At 71.7% G+C, this 24,360-nt stretch carries 11 protein-coding genes; 2 read left to right on the plus strand and 9 right to left on the minus strand.

Translation table 11 applies throughout. The features are described 5' to 3' along the window. Positions 1–3: 3 nt before the first annotated feature. The 7 genes from QSK25_RS22345 to QSK25_RS22375 form a co-directional block, all read right to left on the minus strand. The gene (locus QSK25_RS22345; protein ID WP_285640910.1) at positions 4–1,494 is read right to left on the minus strand and encodes a carboxymuconolactone decarboxylase family protein; all 1,491 of its coding nucleotides are present in this window, start codon (positions 1,492–1,494) and stop codon (positions 4–6) included. Next, complete coding sequence (locus QSK25_RS22350; RefSeq protein ID WP_285640912.1) at positions 1,491–13,247, minus strand: type I polyketide synthase; 11,757 nt, start codon at positions 13,245–13,247, stop codon at positions 1,491–1,493. The genes QSK25_RS22345 and QSK25_RS22350 overlap by 4 nt, the downstream gene beginning before the upstream one ends. Positions 13,248–13,337: 90 nt before the next feature. After that, positions 13,338–14,414 carry an HAD-IIIC family phosphatase gene (locus QSK25_RS22355; RefSeq protein ID WP_285640913.1) on the minus strand — a complete coding sequence of 359 codons (1,077 nt, stop codon included), beginning with the start codon at positions 14,412–14,414 and terminating at the stop codon, positions 13,338–13,340. Further along, on the minus strand, positions 14,407–15,528 hold the full coding sequence (locus QSK25_RS22360) for an acyl-CoA dehydrogenase family protein (protein WP_285640914.1): 1,122 nt from the start codon (positions 15,526–15,528) through the stop codon (positions 14,407–14,409). Before QSK25_RS22360 ends, QSK25_RS22355 begins: the two co-directional genes overlap by 8 nt. Then, on the minus strand, positions 15,521–15,796 hold the full coding sequence (locus QSK25_RS22365; RefSeq protein ID WP_285640915.1) for an acyl carrier protein: 276 nt from the start codon (positions 15,794–15,796) through the stop codon (positions 15,521–15,523). The genes QSK25_RS22360 and QSK25_RS22365 overlap by 8 nt, the downstream gene beginning before the upstream one ends. Continuing rightward, entirely contained in the window at positions 15,793–16,656 is an 864-nt protein-coding gene (locus tag QSK25_RS22370) for a 3-hydroxyacyl-CoA dehydrogenase family protein (protein ID WP_285640916.1), read from the minus strand. Before QSK25_RS22370 ends, QSK25_RS22365 begins: the two co-directional genes overlap by 4 nt. A 118-nt stretch (positions 16,657–16,774) precedes the next feature. Beyond that, complete coding sequence (locus tag QSK25_RS22375; RefSeq protein WP_285640917.1) at positions 16,775–17,446, minus strand: O-methyltransferase; 672 nt, start codon at positions 17,444–17,446, stop codon at positions 16,775–16,777. Positions 17,447–17,843: 397 nt separating this feature from the next. Here QSK25_RS22375 and QSK25_RS22380 point away from each other — a divergent pair, with 397 nt between their 5' ends. Further along, entirely contained in the window at positions 17,844–19,070 is a 1,227-nt protein-coding gene (locus tag QSK25_RS22380; protein WP_285640919.1) for a phosphorylase family protein, read from the plus strand. Continuing rightward, positions 19,070–20,176 (plus strand): glycosyltransferase, encoded by a 1,107-nt coding sequence (locus QSK25_RS22385; protein WP_285640920.1) that lies wholly within the window; start codon positions 19,070–19,072, stop codon positions 20,174–20,176. Before QSK25_RS22380 ends, QSK25_RS22385 begins: the two co-directional genes overlap by 1 nt. 28 nt (positions 20,177–20,204) lie before the next feature. Here the strand turns inward: QSK25_RS22385 and QSK25_RS22390 are convergent, their stop codons facing one another. Together QSK25_RS22390 and QSK25_RS22395 are read right to left on the minus strand one after the other, a co-directional pair. Continuing rightward, the gene (locus QSK25_RS22390) at positions 20,205–23,261 is read right to left on the minus strand and encodes an AfsR/SARP family transcriptional regulator (RefSeq protein WP_285640921.1); all 3,057 of its coding nucleotides are present in this window, start codon (positions 23,259–23,261) and stop codon (positions 20,205–20,207) included. Between the two features lie 113 nt (positions 23,262–23,374). Beyond that, on the minus strand, positions 23,375–24,250 hold the full coding sequence (locus QSK25_RS22395) for an SGNH/GDSL hydrolase family protein (protein WP_285640922.1): 876 nt from the start codon (positions 24,248–24,250) through the stop codon (positions 23,375–23,377). Positions 24,251–24,360: the final 110 nt, after the last annotated feature.

Here is a 24,360-nt window from a genome sequence, read left to right on the forward strand (position 1 = left end):
AGATCACGAGGACCGCCACCCGCTGGGCAACCGGTACGGACCGGCCCACGGCTCCAGCGGCATGCGCCACGCGTTCACCTGGAACGAGATCTTGCGGTACTCCCCGCACAACGTGACCAGCTCGATCAACTCCACCGGCGAGTAGTGCGCGGCCAGTGCGCGCCAGGTGTCGTCGGTGATGGTGGACCGCTCGTGCAACTCGTCCAGCGCGGTGATCAGCACCTGCTCACGCGGCGACCACGGGGCGGAGTCCACCGGGTGCGACAGGGCGTCGATCTCGGCGGCGGACAGTCCTGCTGCGGCGGCGATGGGCAGGTGGTGGTTCCACTGGTAGGGCGCGACGCAGTTCCAGGCACCGCGCAGGATGACGATCTCGCGGTCGCGCGCGGGCAGCACGCCGGTCACCACGCCTCGGGCGATGGGCACCGTCTGCTCGTAGAGGTGCGGGTGGCGCACCAGGGCCAGCAGGATGTTCGGGGTCTGCGCGCGGTGTTCGTCCCAGATCGCGCTCGCCCCCTCGGTGAGCGCCAGCCGTTCGTCGGTGACCGGGTCGCGGTCGGCGGGGGCGTACGGGCGCACCCGCGGGGGACGGCGCAGGCCCTCGGCGATCTCGGCGGCCAGGGTGAGCGATGCCGCGCGCGGGGTCGGGGGGCCGCCGAACTCGTGGTAGAGGTGGGCGACCGTGACGGCGAGGTTCTCGGGGCACGCCCAGTCCGCCCAGCGGCGCATGGGCAGGTCCACCGCGGTCTCCTCCACCGGCATGCCCCGGTCGAAGCGGCGGCGGGTCTCGACCAGCAGGTGCTCCAGGTAGTTGCGGAAGTCGAGGATGCCGGCGACGGTGGTCACCGGGCCGCGGCCGGGCACCACGACGGCGGGCCGCATCGACGCCATTTCCGCGCACACCTCGTACCACCGGGCGGTGGAACCCGACCACTGCGCGGGGTGGGTGCCGGGGCAGAGCAGGTCGCCGGTGATCAGGGTTTCGTCGTCGGGCAGCCACACCGCGGTGTCGCCCGTGCTGTGCGCGGGGCCGAGGTCGACCAGTTCGACCGGCACGGTGCCCAGCTTGATCGTCGTGCAGGCGTCGAAGGTCGCGCCGGTCGCGAAACCCGGTTCGGACAGGTCGAAACCGGCGAGCGCGCGCCGCAGGTACCGGTCCAGCAACGAGTCCGGCTCGGCGGTCACCTGGTCGGGATCGGCGGCGATCTCGGCGGCGACGCGGGCGCTGACGTGCACCTCGGCCCCGGCCAGAGCGCCCCACCCGCCGTGCCGGTGCACGGCGGCGTCGGTCACCACCAGGTGTCCGATGTGGACGTCCGGGAGGGCGGAGCGGGCGGCGTCGAGCAACCGCTCGGTGTGCGCGCGGTCGCGCAGGGCGTTGACGAGCAACCCCTCGGCGCCGTCGTGCACGACGGCGCTGGTGCCGCTCGCCCAACGCCTGTCGCCGTTGGGCCACACCAGGGTGTGCTTGCCGATGCGGAGCGGTGTGGTCATCGTGGGGTCCTCGCGTCGTCGGTCAGCGCGTCGAGCCGGTCCCGGATGACACCGACGGTGGCACCGAGGTGTTGCTCGACCATGGTGAAGTGGTCCCCGTCGACGTCCGCGAACGCGGGGACGCCGGGCAGTTCGGTGCGCCAGTCCCCGGCGAGGCCGTCGAGCGGCTCGCCCGCACGGACCAGCACCGTGGGCAGGCCGGCCGCGGGACGCCAGTCCAGCAGCAGCCGCTCGGCCCACGCGAACGCCGAGAGCCGGGTCCCGTCGAACCCGTCGACGACGTGCTCGCGCTCGAAGAGCCCGCGCCACAGTGCCGGGTGCAACGCCCTCTTGGCGGGGCTGTCGAGCAGGTAGGTGTCGACCAGCACGACCGCCCGCACGTCCCGCCCGGCCGCGGCGAGGCGGTGCGCGACCTCGTGGGCGAGGACGCCACCGGAGGAGATTCCCAGCAGCACCAACGGTTCTGCTCCCGTCACGGCGTCGGCGAGCGCGGCGACCAAGGCGTCGCGGTCGGCGGGCAACGCCTCGCCCTCGGCGAACCCGGGCGGGGTGAGCGAGTCGACCGCCCAGTCAGCGGGGAACGCCTCGGCCAGGCCGTAGTGGGCGTGCGGGCCGGTGATGGGCACGATCGGCGCGACGCACACGAGCCTGGGACCACCGGAACCCGCGCGCAGCCGGTCGGGGGTCACGGTCCACTCGCCGCGGGCGAAGGTGGGCCGCACCGCGGCCACGGACAGCAGCAACGCCTCCGCGCCCTCGTGGTTCCCGGCCTCGACGGCCTGCCGGTGCAGAGTCGCGACCAGGTCGGTGCGCGGCTCGGCGGCGGTGGTGCCGACCAGGGTGAGCAGGTGCTCGGCGAGGGCCAGCGGCGTCGGATGCGCGAGCACCGCCGCCGTGGGCAGCGACACCCCGGTCGCGGCGACCAGCCGGCCGCGCAGGTCGATCGCGGTCAGCGAGTCGAACCCCAAGGCGCGGAACGGAGTGGCCGCGTCGATCGACTCGGCGGAGGCGTGCCCCAGCGCGGCCGCGGCTTCGGCCCGCACCACGTCGACGAGGTGCTGCCTCTGCTCAGCCGGCTTGAGTTGCGGCAGCCGCACCTCGGCGACGGGTTGCTGCGCCTCGGAGAACGGGGAGAGCAGCGGGCTCGGCCGGGCAACGGTGAACGCGGGCAGATAGCGCTCCCACGCCACGTCCGCGACCACCACCGCGGGGTCGCCGTCGGCGATCGCCCCGGCGAGGCAGTCCAACGCGCGCGCAGCAGGCAGGAACCCGAGTCCACCGCGCACCAGCCGATCGTCCTCGGCACCCCCGGACCGCTGCACGTCCCACAGCCCCCACGCCACAGCGGTCGCGGCCAGCCCGCGCCCCCGGCGGCTCTCGGCGAGCGCGACCAGTTCCGCGTCGGCACCGGCGAGCACCGCGTGCCCACCCGCGCCCCACACCCCGGTCGTGGACGTGAACACGACGAACGCGTCCACCTCCCCGACGAGTTCATCGAGCGCGTGCGCCAGGTCGACCTTCGCGGCGACCGCGGCCTCGACCTCGTCGGCGCGCACCTCTGCCAACGGCGCGAGCGCGATCTCCCCGCCGACGTGGAACACCGACCGCACCGGCCGTCCCTCGGCCTCCAGCCGGGCGAGCACGGCCGCCAGACCACCGCGGTCGACGCCGCTGACGATCTCGACGTGTTCCGCGCCCGCGTCGGCCAGCCAGCGGTCGACCTCCGGGCCGAGCGCGCCGTCGCCGACCACCAGGGCGGTTCCGCGCGGCGACCAGCGCCGGACGGGAGCGGGGGCCCGGTGGAGTCGCCGGGCCAGGACGCCGCGCGGTCGCACGGCGGTCTGGTCTTCCCCGGTGACACCGGACAGGACGGCGGCGAGCAGGCCGCCCGCCTGAGCGTCCACGATCGGCGGGAGGTCGACGGTGCCGCCCCACAGCGCGGGGTGCTCCAGTGCCGCGGTCCAGCCGACGCCCAGCACACGGGCCTGGCGCGGGTCGCGCACCGGGTCGTCCGCGGCGGTGCCGGCCGCGCCCCGGGTCAACGTCCAGACCGGGACGTTCGCGTCGAGGCGCACGAGCTCCTGGAGCAGGGCGATCGTCTGGTCGGCGGCGAGGGTCGAGGCGACGCCGGTGAGGTCGTCCGGGAGTTCCAGCGGCTCACCGGGTTCCAGCGTCGCGTGGTGCACCTTCGCGCCGTGGGCGACCAAGGACGCTGACACGTCTTCGGCCGCGGGGCCGACCAGCAGCCAGGTCCCGCTCAGTGCCGCGTCTTCGGGTGTGGGCACGGAAGTCCAGTGGGTCCGGTACCACCAATCGTCCACATCGGACCGACGTGGCGCGGGCACGGCCCAGAACCGCTCGTGCTGGAAGGAGTACGTCGGCAGATCGACCTTCTTCGCTCCCGGGAACACGGTCGCCCAGTCGACGTCGACGCCGTGTGCGTGAGCTTCACCCACCGACCGCAGGAACCGGTCCGGCCCGGCGTCGTCGCGGCGCACCGAACCGATCGCCGCGACCTCGATCCCGGCGGCCTCGGCGATGTCGTGGACGCCCGCCGCCAGCACCGGGTGCGCGCTCGACTCGACGAACGTCGTGTACCCGTCGGCCAGCAGCGCGGACACCGCGTCGGCGAACGCGACCGGCCGGCGCAGGTTCAGGTACCAGTAGCCGGAGTCCAACCCGGTGGTGTCGACCAAGCCGCCGTGCACCGTCGAGTAGAACGGAACCGTCGTCGCGCGTGGCCGCACCTCGGCGATCAGCTCCAGCAGTTCGCTCTCCAGTTCGGCGACGTGTGCGGAGTGCGCGGGGAAGTCGACCCCGGCCAGCCGCCAGCGCGGCACCCCGGCCTTCGACAGCCGCCGTTCCAACGCGTCCAGGTCGTCACCGGACCCGGACACGGTGACCGTGCGCGGCCCGTTGACCGCCGCGATGTCCACCGGTCCCAGCAGCGGCCGCACCACGTCGACCGACTCCATCACCGACATCATGCCGCCGGTCCCGGACATCCGCCGCCGGATCAGCTTGCTGCGCAACGCCGAGATCCGCGCACCGTCCTCGAGGGACAGCGCGCCCGCCACGCAGGCGGCCGCGATCTCGCCCTGCGAATGACCCACCACGGCCGCGGGTTCCACACCGTGCGCACGCCACAGTTCCGCCAGCGACACCATGACCGCCCACAGCAACGGCTGCAGCACGTCGACCCGAGTGGCGGGCGGCGCGTCCTCGTCGCCCCGCGCTACCGCCAGGAGTGACCAGTCCACGAACGGTTCCAACGCCGTGGCGCACTCGCCCATCCTCGCCGCGAACACCGGCGACGACGCCAGCAACTCAGCGGCCATCCCCACCCAGAACGCGTCCTGGCCGGCGAAGACGAACACCGGCCCGCCGCGTTCGCGCGCGACCGCCCGCACCACCGAGGGATCGGCCTTGCCCTCGGCCAACGCCGCCAGCCCGCGGCACAACTCGGCCCGCTCGGTCCCGACGACGACGGCCCGGTGCTCGAACGCCGTCCGCGCCGCCGTCAACGACCACCCCAGGTCGGCGTCGTGCAACTCCGGCCGGGCGCCGACGTGGGCGAGCAACGACCCGGCCTGCTCCCGCAGCGCCTCCGCCGTCCGCGCCGACACCGTCCACGCCACCGGCCGCTCCTCCCGTGGCACAACGGTCTCCACGACAGCCGGAGCCTGTTCGAGGACGGCGTGGGCGTTCGTGCCGCTGATGCCGAACGACGACACCGCGCAGCGGCGCGGCGCCCCGGTCGCGGGCCACGGGCGTTCTTCGGTGAGCAGCGCGACCGTCCCCGCCGACCAGTCGACCTTGGAGCTGGGTTCGGTGACGTGCAGGGTCCGGGGCAGGGTTCCGTGCCGCATCGCCAGGACCATCTTGATGACGCCCGCGACACCCGCCGCGGACTGCGTGTGCCCGATGTTCGACTTCACCGAACCCAGCAGCAGCGGCCGTTCCCGCTCCCGTCCGTAGGTCGCGATCAGCGCGCCCGCCTCGATCGGATCACCCAGCACCGTCCCGGTGCCGTGCGCCTCCACCACGTCGACCTGCTCGCCGGACAGACCGGCGTCGGCCAGCGCCGCGCGGATCACCCGTTGCTGCGCCGGGCCGCTGGGCGCGGTGAGCCCGTTGGACGCGCCGTCGGAGTTCACCGCCGAACCGCGCACCACCGCCAGCACGGGGTGCCCGTCGCGCACCGCGTCGGACAGGCGGGCCAGCAGGAGCACGCCGACACCCTCGGCGAACGTCATGCCGTCGGCACTCGCGGAGAACGCCTTGCACCTCCCGTCCGGGGCCAGCACGCGCTGCCGTCCGAACGACACGAACACGTCCGGGTCGGCCAGCACGGTCGCGCCGCCGGCCAGCGCCAGCGAACTCTCCCCGGACCGCAGCGACCGGCACGCGAGGTGCAGCGCCACCAACGAGGACGAGCACGCCGTGTCCACGGTGAGCGCGGGCCCGGTCAGTCCGAGCGCGTAGGCGATGCGCCCGGACAGCAGGCTCGGGTGCGTGCCGATGGTGCGGTAGCCCTCCGCGCCGTCCTCACCCGCTGCGTACGCCTGATGGCTGGAGCCGATGTACGTGCCGACGCTGTCGCCGCGCACGGTCGCCGGGTCGATGCCCGCCCGTTCGAACGCCTCCCACGAGGTCTCCAGCAGCAACCGCTGCTGCGGGTCCATCGACAGCGCCTCCTTGGGGGAGATGCCGAAGAACGCCGCGTCGAACCCGGCGGCGTCGTCGAGGAAACCGCCGCCGGTGGTGTAGGTGGTGCCCGGCCGGTCGGGGTCGGGGTGGTGCAGCGCCGGGTTCCAGCCGCGATCGGTGGGGAACGGGCTGATGGCGTCACCGCCCGCGGTGACCAGGTCCCACAGCTGTTCCGGACTGCTGACGCCGCCGGGGAAGCGGCAGCTCATGCCGATGATCGCGATCGGTTCGTCGGCCGCGACACCGCTCGTGGCGACGACTTCCGTGTCGTCGCCGGTGAGCTGGGCGGACAGGTGCTCGGCCAGGTCGCGCGGGCTCGGGTGGTCGTAGACGACCGAGCTGGGCAGCGTCAGCCCGGTGCTCGCGGCCAGCCGGTTGCGCAGTTCCAACGCGGTGACGGACTGGAAACCCAGGTCGTGGAAGGACTTCCCGGCGGCGATCTGGTCGGCCGAGCCGTGCCCGAGCACCGCCGCGGCCTCGCCGCGCACCAGGTCGAGCAGCGCGCCGCGGCCGGTCACGACCACCCGCGCGGAGGCCTGTTCGGCACGCGGCGCGGGGGTGCTCGCGGCCAGCGCCGCGGTGTCGACGCGCGCCGGGTAGGCGACGGCCGCGCCGGTGCCCAGGGCGGTGTCGAACAGGCGCAGGCCGAGCTCGGGGGACATCGGCAGCAGCCCGACCCTGGCCAGCCTGCCGACGTCGGCCGAGGCCACCATCCCGGCGTCCCACAGACCCCAGGCCAGCGACACGGCGGGCAGGCCGAGGTCGCGGCGGTGCCGCGCGAGTGCGTCGAGGAAGGCGTTGGCGGCGGCGTAGTTCCCTTCGCCCGCCCCGCCGACCGTGCCCAGGAACGACGAGTACAGGACGAACGCCGACAGGTCCCGGTCCTTCGTCAGGTCGTGCAGGTGCCAGGCGGCGTCGGCCTTGGGGCGCAGTACGGCGTCGAGTTTCGCCGGGGTCATCGACGAGATGACGCCGGCGTCGAGGGTCCCGGCCGTGTGCACGACGGCGGCCAGGCCGGGGATGTCGTCGAGCAACCGGGCGGCGGCCTCGCGGTCGGCGACGTCGCACGCCACGACCCGCACGCGCGCCCCCAGAGCGGTCAGCTCGGCGGTGAGCGGGCCCGCCTGCGGTGCGTCCGGGCCCCGCCTGCTGACCAGCACCAGGTCGCGGATGCCGTGCCGGGTCACGAGGTGGCGGGCCAGCAGGGCGCCGAGCGCCCCCGTCCCACCGGTGATCAGCGTGGTGCCGGACCACGTCGCGGCACCCCGGCCGCGCGCCTCGACCAGCCGCGGCGCATGCGGTACGCCTTCGCGCACAACGATCTCGGGTTCGCCGGTCAGCGGAGCGGGGCCGTCGGTGTCGATCAGCGCGAACCGACCGGGGTGCTCGTCCTGCGCGGCCCGCACCAGACCCCGCACCGCCGCGGCGGCGAGGTCCGCGACCTGCGTGCGGAACACCAGCTTCGAGTGCGCGGTCCTGGCGTCGTCGAGCCACGTCCGGATCTGCGCCAGCACGCGCGCGGTGACCGCCCGGACGGCCTCCGGCACCGGCAGATCGGGCGAGCTGACCGCTACCAGCACGGCGTCCGGGAACGGACCGTCCTGCGCCAGCACGGCGTCGAAGTCGCTGACCGCCGGCTCCGGCCCGGACGGCACCGGCTGCCACTCCTGGCACAGCACCTTGCCGTCCACATCGGACGAATCGAACCAGTGGCGGTCGCGCTGGAACGGGTACGTGGGCAGGTCGATCCGCCTGCCGCCGGGCACGACTGCGTCCCACCGCACGTCGACGCCGTCGGTGTGCAGGCGCGCGACCGCCGTCAGCAGCGCCTCTTCCTCGCCGCGGTCCTTGCGCAGCGAGGGAACCACCAGCGCCGCCGGTGCGCTGTCCTGGGTGTGCGCGGCGAGGCTGCCGTCCGGCCCGAGTTCGAGGAACCGGGTCACCCCGGTGTCCACCATCGCCGTCACCGCGTCGGCGAACCGCACCGCCTCCCGCACCTGCCGCACCCAATAGTCCGGTGTGGACAGCTCACCGGTCGTGCCGGTGACGGTGGAGACGACCGGGATGGTCGGCGGGTGGAACGTGCAGCGGCTCGCCACCTCGGCGAAGGCGTCGAGCATCGGGTCCATGGCGGGGGAGTGGAACGCGTGGCTGACCCGCAGCCGTTGCGCGCGGCCGGGGAAGCGCTCGGCGAGCGCCACCACCGCCGCCTCGACCCCGGACACCACCACCGCGCCCGGCCCGTTCACCGCCGCGACGGCCACACCGGTGCCCAGCAGCGGGCGCACCTCGTCCTCGCTCGCCCGGATCGCCACCATCGCGCCTTCTCGGGGCAACGCCTGCATCAGCCGGCCGCGCGCGGTGACCAGTGCACCCGCGTCCTCCAGGGACAGCACCCCGGCCACGTGCGCCGCCGCGATCTCCCCGACCGAGTGCCCCACCACGACGTCCGGGCGCACGCCCCACGACTCGAGCAGCCGGTACAGCGCCACCTCCACGGCGAACAGCGCGGGCTGGGCGAACTCCGTCCGGTCCAGCCCCTCCCCGCTGACCACCGCGTCCCACACCGGCTTGCCCACGACCTCCAGGACCCGGTCGAGCGCCTCGGCGAACACCGGGAAGCGTTCGCGCAACTCCACGCCCATTCCGACGCGTTGCGCCCCCTGCCCGGCGAACACGACCCCGAGCAGTCCGTCCGCCCGCGCCACGCCCTCGATGACGCCCGGCGCCCCGTCGGCCACCGCCGCGAGCCCCGCCCGTGCGTCACCGACGACGACCGCGCGGTGCTCGAACCGGTGCCGCTTCGCCAGCGACCACGCGAGGTCCGCGGGTTCGACGGTCCCGGCCAGCGGCAGCAACTCCCGCGCCAGGTCCCGCACGGCCGCCGGGTCCTTGCCGGAAAGCACCAGCGGTACGTTCACAGGGCCCGGTCTGGGGGCCGGTACCTCGTGAGGCGGAGCCTGTTCGATGATCGCGTGTGCGTTCGTGCCGCTGATGCCGAACGACGACACGCCTGCCCGCCGCACCCGGCCGGTCTCCGGCCACGGCACCGCCTCGGTCAGCAGCGCCACACCGCCCGCCGCCCAGTCCACCTTCGGCGTCGGCTCGGTGACGTGCACCGTCTTCGGCAGCAGCCCGTGCCGCAACGCGAGCACCGTCTTGATCACACCGACCACGCCCGCCGCGGCCTGCGCGTGCCCCAGGTTCGACTTCACCGACCCCAGCAGCAGCGGCTGCCCCTCCCGGTCACGGCCGTAGGTCGCGAGCAGCGCGTGCGCCTCGATCGGGTCGCCCAGCACCGTTCCGGTGCCGTGCGCCTCCACCGCGTCCACGTCGGCCGGGGACAGCCCGCCCGCCGCCAGCGCCCGCCGGATCACCGCTTCCTGGGCGAGCCCGTTCGGCGCGGTCAGGCCGTTCGACGCGCCGTCGGAGTTCACCGCGCTGCCCCGCACCACCGCCAGCACGTCCGACCCCAGCCGCCGCGCCTCCGAAAGCCTTTGCAGCACGAGCACTCCGACGCCCTCGGACCACGCGGTGCCGTCCGCGTCGGCGGAGAACGAGCCGCACCGTCCGGTCGGCGACAGCCCGCCCTGCCGGGCGAACTCGGCGAACAGGCCCGGCTCGGACATCACCGTCACGCCGCCGACCAGTGCCGTGGCGCACTCGCCCGCCCGCAGCGCCAGCGCCGCCTGGTGCAGCGCCACCAGCGACGACGAGCACGCGGTGTCCACCGTCATCGTCGGCCCGCGGAACCCGAACTGGTAGGCCAGCCGCCCGGAGAGCACGCTCGCCGACGTCCCGGTCAGCGCGAAGCCGCCGTCGTCCGCGCGCAGGCCCGGTCCGTAGTCCTGGTGCATCGCGCCGACGAACACGCCCACCTCGTCGCCGTCGACCGCCGCCGGGTCGAGCCCGGCGCGTTCCATCGCCTCCCACGAGGTCTCCAGCAGCAGCCGCTGCTGCGGGTCCATCGACCGCGCCTCCCGCGGGCTGATCCCGAAGAACCCCGCGTCGAAGTCGGCGGCGTCGTGCAGGAAACCGCCGCGTCCCGGCAGATCGTGCGTGTCCCAGCCGCGGTCGGCCGGGAACCCGGACAGCGCGTCGCCACCGGCGAGGAGCAGCCGCCACAGGTCGTCGGGGGAACGGACGTCGCCGGGAAGCCTGCACGCCATGCCGACGATGACCACCGGGTCGTCGTCCAGCGGCGCACTCGGCCGGGCGACCGGCTCGGGCTGGACACCACGCAGTTCCGCGTCGAGGTGCGCGGCGAGTCGTTCCGGGGTCGGGTGGTTGAAGGTGACCGTGGTGGGCAGCGCGAGGCCGGAGTCGGTGCTGAGCAGGTTGCGCAGCTCCGTCGCGGCCATCGAGTCGAAGCCCTGCTCCTTGAACGTCCGCGCCGGGTCGACGGGCCCGCCGAGCACGGCCGCGGCCTGTCCTCGCACCCACGCCGCGACGGTGCGCCCGCGCTCGCGCTCGTCCAGACCGGAGAGCTTGCGGGGCAACGGCGCCGCTGTGTCCTGAGTGGACTTGTCCTGGCCGTGCAGGGTGCGCTGGAAGGCGTACGTCGGCAGGGCGACGCGGTGCGCGCCGGGGAAGGCCGGTGACCAGTCCACCGCCACGCCGTGTGCGTGCGCGGACGCCACCGACAGCAGCAGCCGTTCCAGGCCGCCCTGGTCGCGGCGCAGCGACCCGATCGCCACCCCGCCGGACTCCTCGACGGAACCTGCCAGCACCGCGTGCGGGCTCATCTCGACGAACACCGCGTGCTCGGCCAGCAACCGCCGCACCACACCGTGGAAACCGACCGGTTCGCGGTTGTTGCGGTACCAGTAGTCCGCGTCCAGCCTCGCGGTGTCCAGCAGGCCGCCGGTCACCGTCGAGTGGAACGGCACCGCCGAAGAGGTCGGCCGCACCGGTGCGAACGCCGCCAGCAGTGGTTCGCGGGCCAGTTCCACCTGTGGCGAGTGCGACGCGTACGCCGCGCTCACCAGCCGCGCCTTGACCCCCGTCGCGGACACCGCCGCGACCAGGTCCTCCGTCGCCTCGACGGCACCGGTCACCACCACCGACGACGGCCCGTTCACCGCGGCGACCGTCACCTGGCCGTCGTAACGGGTCAGCCACTCGGCGACTTCCTCCTCGCCCAGCGCGAGGTGCGCCATGCGCCCGGAGTCGGCCAGCAGTGCCGCGGCGATCCGGCTGCGCTGCGTGATGAGCCGCGCCCCGTCGTCCAGGGACAGCGCCCCGATCGCGCACGCCGCCGCGATCTCGCCCTGCGAGTGCCCGACCACCGCAGCGGGCCGCACGCCGAACGACGACCACGCCGCCGCCAGCGACACCATCACCGCCCACAGCGCCGGTTGCAGCACCTCCACCCTGGCCAGCGCGTCCGCGTCGCCCAGCACGTCGGTCAGCGACCAGTCCACGAACGGGGCAAGCGCGGTGTCGCACTCGGCCATCCGGTCCCGGAACGCCGGGCACGTCTCCAGCAGGTCGAGGCCCATCCCGACCCACTGCGAACCCTGGCCGGGGAAGACGAACACCGGCCGCGGTGACCCGGTGTCGGTCCCGCGCGTCACGCCGGGTGCGGGGGTGCCGTCGACGATCGCCCGCAGCCCCGCCCGCAGCGCCTCCAGGTCCGTGCCGACGACACCGGCGCGGTGCGGGAACGCCGTCCGCGACGAGGTCAGCGAGAACCCGATGTCGGCCGGCGAGCCGTCCAGGTCCAGCAACGCCGACGCCTGCGCGCGCACCGCGGCCTCGCTCGTGCCGGACACCGTCCACGGCACCGGGCCGTCCACAGTGGACTTGGGTAGCTCCGGCGCGGTCCACGAGGTCAGCACCACGTGGCAGTTCGTGCCGCCGACGCCGAACGACGAGACACCGGCCACCGCGGGCCCGGCGAGTGCGGTCACCTCGCGCACCACCCGCAGGTTCGTCGCGGCGAAGTCGATGTCGGGGGAGGGGGTCTCGAAGTTCAGGCTCGGCGGGACCTCCCGGTGCCGCAACGCCAGCACGGCCTTCAGCAGCCCGGCGACACCCGCCGCGCCCTCCAGGTGCCCGACGTTCGTCTTGACCGACCCCACCAGCAACGGCCGGTCCGCGCCGCGCGCCGTTCCGAGCACCGCGCCCAGCGCCGCGGCCTCCACCGGGTCACCCGCCTTCGTGCCGGTGCCGTGCAGTTCCACGAAGTCCACCGCGCCCGGCGCGATCCCCGCCCGTGCATAGGCCGCGCGCAGCACCGCTTCCTGGGCCTGGACGTCCGGCGAGGTCAGGGTGGCGCTCGCGCCGTCGTTGTTGACCGCGCTGCCCCGGATGACGCAGTACGGCACGTCGCCGTCGGCCAGCGCCCGGTCCAGCGGCTTGAGCACGACCACGCCGCCGCCCTCGCCGCGGGCGAACCCGTTGGCGCGCGCGTCGAAGGTGAAGCAGCGCCCGTCCGGCGACAGGGCACCGAACCGGTCGGCGACCGTCGTGCCGTCCCGCCCCAGGTTCAGCTGCACGCCGCCGACCAGGGCCAGCTCCGATTCCCCGCGCAGCAGCGATTCCACCGCCAGGTGCACCGCCACCAGCGACGACGACTGCCCGCTGTCCACCACCATGCTCGGGCCGCGCAACCCCAGGAAGTGCGAGACGTTGTTGGCGATCAGGGCGCGGCTGGTGCCGGTCAGCGTGTGGCTGCCGATCTCGTGGCCGAGCTTCGCGTGGTCGTCGGCGATCGCGCCCACGAACACCCCGACCGCTTTCTCCCGCAGCGACGCCGGAATCGTGCCCGCGTCCTCCAACGCCTCCCACGCCAGTTCGAGCAGGAGGCGTTGCTGCGGGTCCATGGCCCTCGCCCGGCGGGCGGGGACGGCGAAGAAGTCCGCGTCGAACCCGTCGACGTCGGCGAGGTAGCCGCCCCGCGCACCCGGCCTCCCCGCCGGCGGGTCGGTGAGCGCGTCCCGCCCGCCGTGCAGCAGGTCCCACAGCGCGCCGGGGCCGTCCGCGCCCGGCAGCCTGCAGGACAACCCCACGACGGCGATCTCGATACCGGGCTGGTTCATCGACCCCTCCAGATGCGCGCGGGGAATCGACCAGGGATCACCGCGCCTGACAAAGCTTTCGCGTGTGTGGTGCGACCTGCCGGGAAATCCCTAGACGACGTCGGCGAACTCCGCGATGAGCCGCAAGGTGTCCGGTAGGGCCCGGTGTTCCGGCACCAGGTGCAGGTGCTGCACCTGGTGCTCCGCACCGAGGTCCGCTCCCGCCGTGCAGTCGCACGGGTCGGTGGTGAACCCGGCGAAGCGGTAGGCGATCTCCATCATCCGGTTGCGCTCGGTCGGCCTGAAGTCGGCGACCAGGTGCACCCCCGCCCGGGCCGCGCGGTCGACGAGCCAGTTCAGGATCGCCGCGCCGGCACCGAACTGCACCACCCGGCAGGACGTGGCGAGCAGCTTGAGGTGCCAGAAATCGGTGTCCCTGGCCAGCAGCAGCACACCGACGGCACCGTGCGGGCCGAACCGGTCGGACATGCTGATCACCAGGACCTCGTGGCCGGGGTCCGAGCACAACTCCCGCAACGCGGCGTCCGAGTAGTGCACGCCGGTCGCGTTCATCTGGCTGGTGCGCAGCGTGAGTTCCTCGACCCTGCCCAGGTCCTGCGGCTCCGCCCGGGCGATCCGCATCTCGAGCTCCAGCGTGCGCAGGAAGTTCTCGTCAGGACCGCTGAACTCGGTCTGCGCGGCGGCGCGGCGGAAGTTCGCCTGGTACATCTGGCGGCGCCGGCGTGAGTCCTCGGTGATCGTGACGGGGGTGAACTCCGGCAGGTTCGGCAGGTCCAGCACCTGCGTGTGCGAGTAGCAGCGCACCTCCGGCAGGTGGTACTCGACCTCGGCGCGCTCGGTGGGCCGGTCGTCGATGAACGCGATCGCGGAGTGCGCGAACTTCAGCTGCTCGGCGATGGCGCGCACGGAGTCGGACTTGGGGCCCCAGTTGATCGCCGGCAGCACGAAGTACTCGGCGACGCCCAGTTCCTCCAGCCGTGCCCACGCGTGGTCGTGATCGTTCTTGCTGGCGATCGACTGCAGGATGCCCCGTGAGTCCAAGGTCCTGATCACGTCGAGCACCTGCGCGCGCAGGTGGACTTCGCCGTCCTCCAGCAAAGTGCCCTGCCACAACGTGTTGTCCAGGTCCCAGACGAGACACTTGACCTGCGACCGGAGTTCAGACATTCGTACCGCCTCCCGCGGCCATCGCCTGCTCGGCGAGCAACAGCTGGCAGATCTCGCTGGTGCCCTCGATGATCTCCATGAGCTTCGCGTCCCGGTAGGCGCGGTCGATCACCGTGCCGCCGTGCGCGGCCTTGGAAGCCAGCACCTGCACCGCGGAAGCGGCTGCCTGCGCGGCGTTTCCGGAACTGACGTGCTTGGCGAACACCGCCGCCATCGCCAGTTCGGGATCACCCGAGTCCCAGCAACGGCTGGCGTGCGCGCAACTCAGGGTGGACACCTGCTCGCCGACGAAGAGTTCGGCCAGCCGCCTGGCCACCAGCTGGTGTTCGGCGAGCGGCTTGCCGAACTGGGACCTGCTCGCCGCGTGTGCGGTGGCTTCGCGCAGACAGGCGCGGAGGATGCCGACACAGCCCCAGGCGACGGACATCCGCCCGTACGTCAGCGCGGTCGTGATCACCATCGACAGGTTCTGCCCGCCTCCGCCGAGCACCGCGTCGGCGGGCAGGCGGACCGCGTCGAGCAGGACCTCGGAGTGCCCGGCCGCCCGGCAGCCGGCCGGATGGGGAACGGGGTCGATCCGCACACCGGGCGCGTCCCGCGGCACGACGACCACCGCGGCGCCGTCACCGAACCTGCCGACGACCAGGAGGAGGTCGGCGTACGCGGCCGCGGTGATCCACGTCTTGCGGCCCGTCACGACGACCTCGTCACCGTCGGGCTCGACCACCGTGCCGATGCCCGACAGATCGCTGCCCGCATCCGGTTCGCTGAAGCAGATCGCGGCCAGGCCACCGCTCGTCATCGCCGGCAGGTAGGCGCGGCGCTGCGCCTTGTCACCGAGCCGGCCGATGGTCCAGGCGGACATCCCGTGCGAGGTCTGCACGCTGCGCACCGAACTGCACAGGCTGCCCGTATGGGCGGTCAACTCGCCGTTGTCCAGGCTGCTGAACCCGAGGCCGCCGTAGTCGGTGGACACCTGCGCGCACAGCAGTCCGTGCGAACTCAGCTCGCGCAAGAGCGGCATCGGCAGCGTGCCGGCCAGGTCCCAGGCGTCGGCCTGGTCACCGATGAGCCCGGCGACCAGCGCACGTGCGTCGGAGAGGTGTTCAGCCATCGCTGTCGTTGCCCTGCAGCCGTTCCACCAGAGCGGTCATCGACCGCACGCTCCGGAAGTTGTCGAGCTTGAGGTCCGAGCCGACGACCGCGACGCCGAACGTGCTCTCCAGGTAGACGACCAGCTGCATGGCGAACATGGACGAGACCAGCCCGCTCGCCATCAGGTCCTGGTCCGGATCCACAGTGGACTTCAGCTTGCTCTCCAGATACGCCTGCACAGTGCTCTCGACGCTCTCGACGGCGGAAATGCTCTGGTCGATCGTCACGACAAAGTCTCCCTGTACTGGTAAAAACCGCTGCCCGACTTGTAACCGAGGTCGCCGTCGCGCACTTTCGCCAACAACTGCTCGCACGGCATGTATCGCTGCTCACCGGTCCGCTCGTAGAGAGCCACGAGCGAGTCGGCGAGGTTGTCCAGACCGATCAGGTCGGCGGTGCGCAGCGGACCGGTCCGGTGGCCCAAGCAGCCCACCATCAACGCATCCACGTCCTCGGCGGTCGCCACGTTCTCGCCGACCAGCCGCGCCGCGTCGTTGAGCATGGGGTGCAACAGCCGACTGGTGACGAAGCCCGGCGAGTCCCGCACCACCACGGCACGCCGGTTCAGCCGCCTCAGCAACGCCTGCAACCCCGCCACCGTCGCATCACTGGTGTAGCGGCCTTTCACGACCTCGACCAGGTCGATCAGGTAGGCCGGGTTCATGAAGTGCGTGCCCACCAACTGCTCCGGCCGCGGCAGCGCCACGGCGAGTTCGTCGACGGGGATGCCGGAGGTGTTCGTGATCAGCGGGGCATCCTCACCCACGACCGTCGCCACCTCGGCCAGGACCTTCGTCTTCGTGTCCTTGTGCTCGAAGATCGCCTCGACGACGGCGTCCACTCCGGACAGTTCGTCCATCGAGGTCGTGGTCACCACCTCGCCGGCCACGCCGTCCACCGGCAGGGCGCCCATCATGCGGGCGTGCCGCAACTGGAACTCGACGGTGTGCCGGGCCTTGTCGAGAGCGGCCTGGTCGTTGTCCAGCAGCACGACCCGCAAGCCGTTGCCGACGGCGAGAGTGGTGATGCCGACCCCCATTACACCGGCTCCCACAACAGCGAGTGATCGCTTCCCGGGATCAGCCACCTGACACTCCCTCGTTTCACTTCAACCGGCTGCTGATGAAACTCAACCGAAAAGTAGTGGAGCCCAGGGCGGCGCGGCATTGGCTAGCACGCCTCGACTAGCGGTCTCAACAGACATTTCAACCAGTTGAGACCTTGCGCGCCAAGGTGATGCCGTCGGCCATGGGCAGCATCGCCAACTCCACCCGCTCGTCGCCGAGCAGGAACGCGTTGAGTTCGCGCACGGCAACGGTGTCCGCGTCGTGAACGCCTTCGTCGATGACACGACCGAAGAACACCGTGTTGTCCAGCACGATCAGGCCGCCCGGCCGCACCAGCCGCAACGCCTGTTCGTAGTAGGCCCGGTAACTCGCTTTGTCGGCGTCCACGAACACCAGGTCGACCGTGCCGGGCCCGTTCTGCGCCACCAGTTCGTCCAACAGCCGCTCGGCCATCCCGACCCGCACCTCGATCAGATCGGACACACCGGCCCGTTCCCAGTAGGGCTCGGCGATCATCGGCCACTTCTCCGAGATGTCCAGCGTGATCAGCCGCCCGCCGGCGGGCAGCGCCCGAGCCATGCAGAGCGTGCTGTACCCGGTGAACGTGCCGACCTCCACGACCGTGCGCGCCTGCGTCAGCGCGACGAGGAGCCCGAGCAGCTGGCCCTCCTCGGCCATGATCTGCATCGCCTGTCCCATCGGCAGTTCGGCGGTCTCCCGCCGCAACTCCTCGAGGACGTCGTCATCCCTCAGCGACACCGCCCTGACGTAGTCGAGCAGTGCGGGCGAGAACTCAGTCTGCTGCGCCATCCTCTTCCGATCTGTTCATGACGTCCCGTAGCGCTGAACGCGAACTCGCACAGAGCCCAGAACCGACCTTAGAGAGATGTCCACTCGGCAAATCCCCAGAACTGCGCCGTGAGTACCAGCCCACACCCGCAGGTAGTCGATCAACATCCGGCAGGTCTGCGGCCTCGCTGGTCGGCGTCGCCCCTGTCGAGCTGCGGAAAGGCGGTAACAGCAATCAGCGCCGCCACGAAGTAGAGGTGGATCGTACTGACGTTGCCGACAGAGCGAGGGCCCGATGACTGCCAAGGCGTCCCGTGAGGTGACCGAGTGGGGCTGTCCGCATCACGGTGCGTATATCCCTGCACTTCTCAGCGGCGAGGACAAGACGTGCCCAAGGTGCGGGAAGCAGCTCCGGGCCGTGACGATTCGGGAGGAACGGGAGATCAGCTGGTTTGGCGGCTTATCACCTGAAGTTATTTCGGCGGCTCTCAAGTTTACGTCAGAAGGTGAGGCTCGACTCAGTCGAGATCAGTCGCGGGAGGAAGTGTTGCTGTGGGGCGACGAGGAGTTAGGCGGAACGCGATCCGCGAAGGAGCAGAGGGTGTTCTCAAGCAAGGTTGACGTTCTAATCTTGGCGGCCCTGCCCAAGGAGCTTGCCGCGGTTAGAGCCAACTCTGGGCCATGGCGGCACGCGAAGGACCCTGACACCGGCTTCGAGTATTGGGTCACTCAGGCCTATCATGGTCTGACTATCGCAGCCGCCGGTATGAACTCGATGGGCTCCGTAAGTGCGGCATTGACTACATCTGCAGCGCTTAACGCGCTTGATCCGACCCGTGTGATACTCGTCGGAATTTGCGCGGCCGTTTCCCCCCGAGTTCATCTCGGTGATGTCTGTGTTTCTGATCAATTGGTCGACTACGACCTCGGGAAAATTAAGCGAGGCAGTTTCTCGCCGCGTTGGAATGTTTTTCCAGTGGATCCCGAGTTGCTGCGATTGGCAAAGCACTTTCAGTCGGATGACTGGGGGGAAACCGTGCTTGTCAAGCGTCCCGGAGGGTCTGCGTCGAAGCCGAGAGTGCACTTCGGCACAATTCTAACCGGTAGCAAAGTTGTTGCTGATTCAGATGTGGTCGATTCGTTGCGATCTGTGTGGACGCAGGCAATCGGGCTCGAAATGGAAGGTGGAGGAGCGGCTGCGGCAGCTCATCAGCACAAGAATCGCACGTCGATCCTGGTGGTAAAAGGAGTGTGTGATCGAGCGAATTCTGCGAAGAACGACAAGTGGCAGGGATACGCGGCTGACGCTGCTGCTCGATACGCGATCTCCTTGCTGATAGAGCAGGGCTCGACGACACTGGGCAAATCTGTTCGACACGCACCGAATTCGGTCTCTGGGTCTGATTCCTTCGAAATTTTCGGCTTAGCGGAGGGGCAGGTTCGCGTGGCGCTTTCAGGGGCATTCAGCATAAATGGTCTGATGAATTTGTGTCAGGATCTGGGCATTGAATGGGAAGAGCTGGAGGGACGTGGAACGGTCAGCGGTGCTGCGCGGGAACTGATTAAAGATTGCAGACGTCAAAGAAAGCTGAAGGAACTGCTCGAGGCGGTTGAAGCAACCAGGCCCGGGCTGTTTCGGGAATAGTGCGCATCCTCTTCTCGTGCCGCCCAGCCCACGGCCACCTGTACCCGTTGGTCCCGCTCGCCCGTGCCGCCCGCGCCGCCGGTCACGACGTCGTGTTCGCCACGGGGCCGGCCTTCCTGGACGAGGTGCGGGCGCTCGGGTTCGGGGTCCACGCCTCGGGCATCTCGATCGGGGAGGCGGAGGCCGAGGCGTACCGCCGCCACGGCCGGGACGACGTGTTCCGGGTCATGATCACGATGTTCGCCGACCTGCTGCCGCGCGCCACCGTCGCGGACCTCGCCAGGCTGCTGCCGGTGATCAGGCCGGACCTGGTGGTCTACGAGCAGAGCGACGTGGGTGCCGCGAAAGCCGCGCGGGACGCGGGAGTTCCGGCCGTGTCGCACGTGATCGGACGGTCGCTGCCGCCTGAGGCGCAACGGGCCGCGGCCGCGGAACTGGCCTGGCTGTGGGACAGCACGCCGGCTGACCTGTTGATGGGGGACGTCGCCGTCGACCTGTGGCCGGACGTCGTGCGCGATCCCGTGGTCGCCGCGCTGCCGACGGTGCTGCGGCAGCGCCCGGCCGCGTTCGACCTCGACGTGCCCATGCCGCGGGTTCCCCGGGATCGGCCGTTGGTCTACCTCACGCTCGGCACCGTCTCCTTCGGGGCCACCGAGGTGGTGCGCGCGGCGATCGACGGGCTCGCACGGCTGCCGGTGAACGTCCTGGTGGCGCTCGGTCCCGGTGATCCCGCGGCACTGGGTGACGTGCCGGACTCCGTGCGGGTCGCCGGGTTCGTGCCGCAGGCCGAGGTGTTGCGGCGGGCGGAACTCGTCGTGCACCACGGTGGCACGGGCACGGTGCTCGGCTCGCTCGCCGCCGGTCTGCCGCAGGTGCTGCTGCCTCAGGGCGCCGACCAGTTCGTGAACGCGGACGCGCTCGCGGGCACCGGCGCGGCCGCGAAACTCGTCGGTGAGGAGGTCACCGCCGACGCCGTCGCCGAGGCGGCCGGCCGCTTGCTGCGAGACCCGGCTGTTCGTGAGGCCGCTACGGCCACGGCGGTCCAGATCTCCCGGATGCCGGACCCGGCCGTGGTCGTGGAGCAGCTCACCGCGCTGGTGCGGTGATCCTTGCTGCCGGGCCGAGGACGGGGGTTCACGGATCCTGGCGGTCGTTCCAGATCGAGCGGTTCCTGTCCCGCACCCTGATCAGGTCGGTCACGATCCCGATGTCCTCGAGAGCGCTGATGGTGGCGTCGAAGACGCGGATGCTCTCCAGGAACCACGTCGCCGCCGGTCGGTTCTCACCCAGCAACGCGTCGATGGAGTCCAGCAGTCGCTGGGGTTGGTGGCCGCGCGGATCCCACAGGACGCGGTTGTTCCTGAAGTTCGCCCCGATGAACGCGCGCAGGCGCGAGTAGGCCTCTCGCTGGACCGCGACGGCGCGCTCGGGCCGGTCGGCGAGGTAGAGGGAGCGGGCGAGGACGAACATCGACAGGCTGATCATGTCGCTGAGGAAGGCGGTGTGGGGGCCGTCGGCGACCTCGAGCCCGCTGAGGAGCTCGATCTCGCGTTCGGTGGCGGCCGCGGCCTGCTCGTGCTCGTCCAGGCAGGCGTGTGCCTCGGCCAGGAGGTCCAGGCCGAGGGACAGCTGGACCACGGAGGTGGTGCCGTCGTCGTGGTCGGGGATCTTGTTGACGAGCTCGATGACCTCCCGGTACGCCCCCGATGTCATCTTCGCGAAGGCGATGATCATCAGGACCGTGCACTCCGCGGCGCGGGGGCCTGCTTCGTGGAACAGGGCACGCGCCCGGGCCACGTGGGCCAGGCCCAGGTCGACCTGGTTCGTGGAGACGAGGTCGCCGGACAGCTGGAGGTGCGCGTAGGCCTGGGCGCGGCGGTCCTGGCTCGAGCTCAACGCGTCCAGGGCCACGTCCAGGTGATGCAGGGCCAGCTCCGTCCGGCCGGTCCGGGAGGCCACGCGGGCCAGGCAACGCCGGGCGTGGCCGATGCCGAGGTGGTCGCCCGTCCGTTCGGCTCCGCGCAGCGCGATCTGGTTGATCCTCATCATGGACGCCCACTGGCCGTTCCAGTCCTGGTAGAACCGGAGGTGCCAGGCGATGCGCCAGCCGTGCTCCTCGAACCCGAACTGTTCGGCGAGTTCGACCAGGGCCGTCAGGGTGTCGTGCTCGGTCGCGAACACCTCGAGAGCCGACCGGTGGTCCGCGACGGGCCGGGGAGACACCCCCGGGGCCGGCTCCGGCAGGTCCGGCAGGTCCTGCACCGACGACAGCCGCACGGTCGCGTCACGGGTCAGCACGAGGTGGTGGTCGAGCAGCCTGCGTCGGGCCGCCCACCGCACATCGGCGTCGTCGATCTCGTCGAGCAGTTCGGCGCTGTACTCGCGCAGCAGGTCGTGCCAGCTGTAGCGGCCGGGCCGGTTCTCCACGACCAGGCCGACCGCCGCGAGTTCGCGCATCAAGGCCTGCGCGCGCGGCAACGGCTGTGCGATCAGGCTCGCGATCGCGCCGGTGCCGGCCTGGCTCAGCGGGACGACGGAGAGCAGCCGGAACGCCCTCGCGGCTGCGGCGCTCAAGGCCTGGTACGACCACGACAACACCGAACGAACGTCGCTGCGGGGGTCGTCGGCGGCCAGGAAGTCCAGGCCCTGCTCGGCGTGGTGGGTCAGCTCGTGGGAGACCTCCGACAGGTTCAGCGCCGGGTTCGTCGCGATCCTCGCGCTCGCCACGGCCAGCGCCAGTGGCAGGTGTGCGCACGCCTTCGCGATCGACCGCACCGCGACGGGATCGGTCGCGACTCGTCGCTCACCGAGCCGCCGCGTCATCAGCGCCACCGACTCGGACATGTCCAGCATGCGCATCTTCATCGTGTGCGCGCCGGTCGAGGCCACGAGGCCGGTCAGCTCCGAGCGGCTGGTGACCACGGCCAGGCAGCCGGGAGATCCCGGCAGCAGGGGCAGCACCTGTCCGCTGTCCCTGGCGTTGTCCAGCACCACCAGAACGCGGCGGTCGGCCACCGCGCTGCGGTACAACGCGGCGAGCCCGTCCTGCCCGTCCGGGCGTCCCGGCTTCGGCAGTCCCAGCCCGTCCAGCAACTCGCGCAGCACGTCCGCGGGCTCCCGGGTGACGCCGTTCGCGTCGAAACCCCGCAGGTTCACGTACAACTGCCCGTCGGGGAACAGCGGCGCGATCCGGTTCGCCCACTGCACGACGAACGTCGTCTTGCCCACCCCGGCCGTACCGTGCACCACCACCGCCGGCGGCGCCGGAACCCCGGCCAGCCGCGAGTCCAGGTCGCGCAGTTCGAGCTCACGGCCGGTGAACACCGCCAGTGGCAAGGGCAGCTGCGTCGGGAGCACCTGCTTCAGCGCCGTCGCGGGCGCGGGAGCACCGCTCGGCCGCGGGGGTGCGTCGGACCGCGCCATCCGCCGGTACAACGCCTGCAGGCCTGGCCCGGGTTCGACCCCCATCTCCTCCCGCAACGTCACGCGCAGCCGTTCGTGCACGGCGAGCGCCTCCTCGCGGCGACCCGCCTGGTGCAGCGCCCGCATCAGCAACTCGTGCGCCCGCTCGTGGAGGGGTTCCAGCTCGACGACCTGGCGAAGGCGCTCCAGCACCGCGGCGTGGCCGCCCCGGCCGAGTTCCAGTTCCGCCAGCGACTCCACCGCCTGAACGCCCAGCCGCACGGCACGACGGCGCTCGCCCTCAGCCCACGCGCCCTCGACTCCCGCGAGCGGCCTGGCCGTCCACTCGTCCAACGCCGCGCGCAACGACTCCGCACGACGCTCGACGTCGTCCACGGTGTCCGCTGCCCGCAGGGCGTTTCGAAGACGACTGAGATCGACCCGACCTTCGGCGAGTCTCAACCGGTAGCCGCCCCCGGCCGACCTCAGCACCGGCTCACCGGACTCGTCCGCACCGAGCACCCGGCGCAGCCGGTGGACGTACGTGCGCACCGTCCCCCGTGCCGCCGGTGGGGCTTCTCCGTCCCACATCGCCGCGATCATGTCGGCGATCGGCACCACCTGCCCGTCCGCCAGCAGCAGCACGGCGAGGGCGAGTCGTTGCTGAGGGGAGCCGAGATCGAGTTCGGCACCGTCCCTCCAGGCACGAATCGCGGTCAGGACGGTGAACGTCAGCCCGGACTGCTCCGGTTCGACCCCTCCTGCGCCGACTTGCGCGAGATGTGCCATGTGCTGATGCTATCGCCGCCGCCGATCCGGAGGTCGTGGTCGGCACGGCCACGACCTCCGGGGCGCCTGCCGCGAGCGCAGGCGTTCGGCGCGGTTCCGGCAGGTGGGGGACGCTACTTCCGGGGCAGGACGAGCGAGGCCAGCGCCGTCTGTCCTTCCCGGTTCGGGTGGAACACCGCCTCCGGCCCCTCCTGGCCCGGTGCCAGCGCGTCGAACCCGCGCAGGAACGGGGTTCCGGACTCGCACAGCGCGTGGCCGTCGAACGTGTCCGGACGGGAGAACGGGCTGGCGTACGTGGCGTTGACACCCTGGTTGCGCGCCTCGGCCACGGCGGACCGGAGGGTGGCGTCGATGCCGTCGGCGACCTTGTTGCCGTCGCGGCGTTCGGCGGTGCTGAGAACGGACTCACCGCACACCGGGTCGAGCGGGATGGCGGGCAGGGTGTCCGAAGTGGAGACCTGACGGCCGTAGCCCACGACGACGATTCGCGCGTGCGGGCTGCGCTCGCGGATCTCGGTGAGCAGGCCCGTGACGTTGCGGCCCATCTGGGGCAGCTTCGCCAGGGTCGACCCGGTCGGAGCGCCCGTGCAGTCGCCCTGGACGCAGATCCCGGCGTACGCCGAGTAGTCGATGTCGTTGCCGCCCGCGGTGAGCAGCACCAGGTTCGTGGTCCGCTTCAGGGCGTCCAGCTGGGCGGGACGGCCCTTGAAGGGCTGCCCGAGCTCCGCTGTGGTGGCGCCGCTGCAGCTGACGTTGGTGAACGCCCTGAGCTTCCCGGTGGAGCGGAGGCGCCCGGCCACCTGTTCGCCGTAGGAGTTGTTGCTGCGCCAGCAGTTGCCGGCTGTTCCGTCCTGGTAGGACCCCGCGCCGGTGCCCGATGCGAACGAGTCGCCGAGCACCACCAGCGACGTCGAACCCGTCGCGCCGGCCGCCGGGGTGATCGCGAGCGCCATCGCCGCGGCGAAGACGACGGCGAGTGAGCCTTTCATTGGGCCTCCGATGTTCGGTTTCCTTGCGCCGCAATGGTGCCCGGCGCCCGGCATCGTGCCGCCAAACAAGACGGGGCGCGTTCTGCGCACGGCGGAGCGACCTGCGTGTT

Origin of the sequence: Lentzea sp. NBRC 102530 (assembly GCF_030269365.1) — a bacterium.
GTDB lineage: Bacteria > Actinomycetota > Actinomycetes > Mycobacteriales > Pseudonocardiaceae > Lentzea.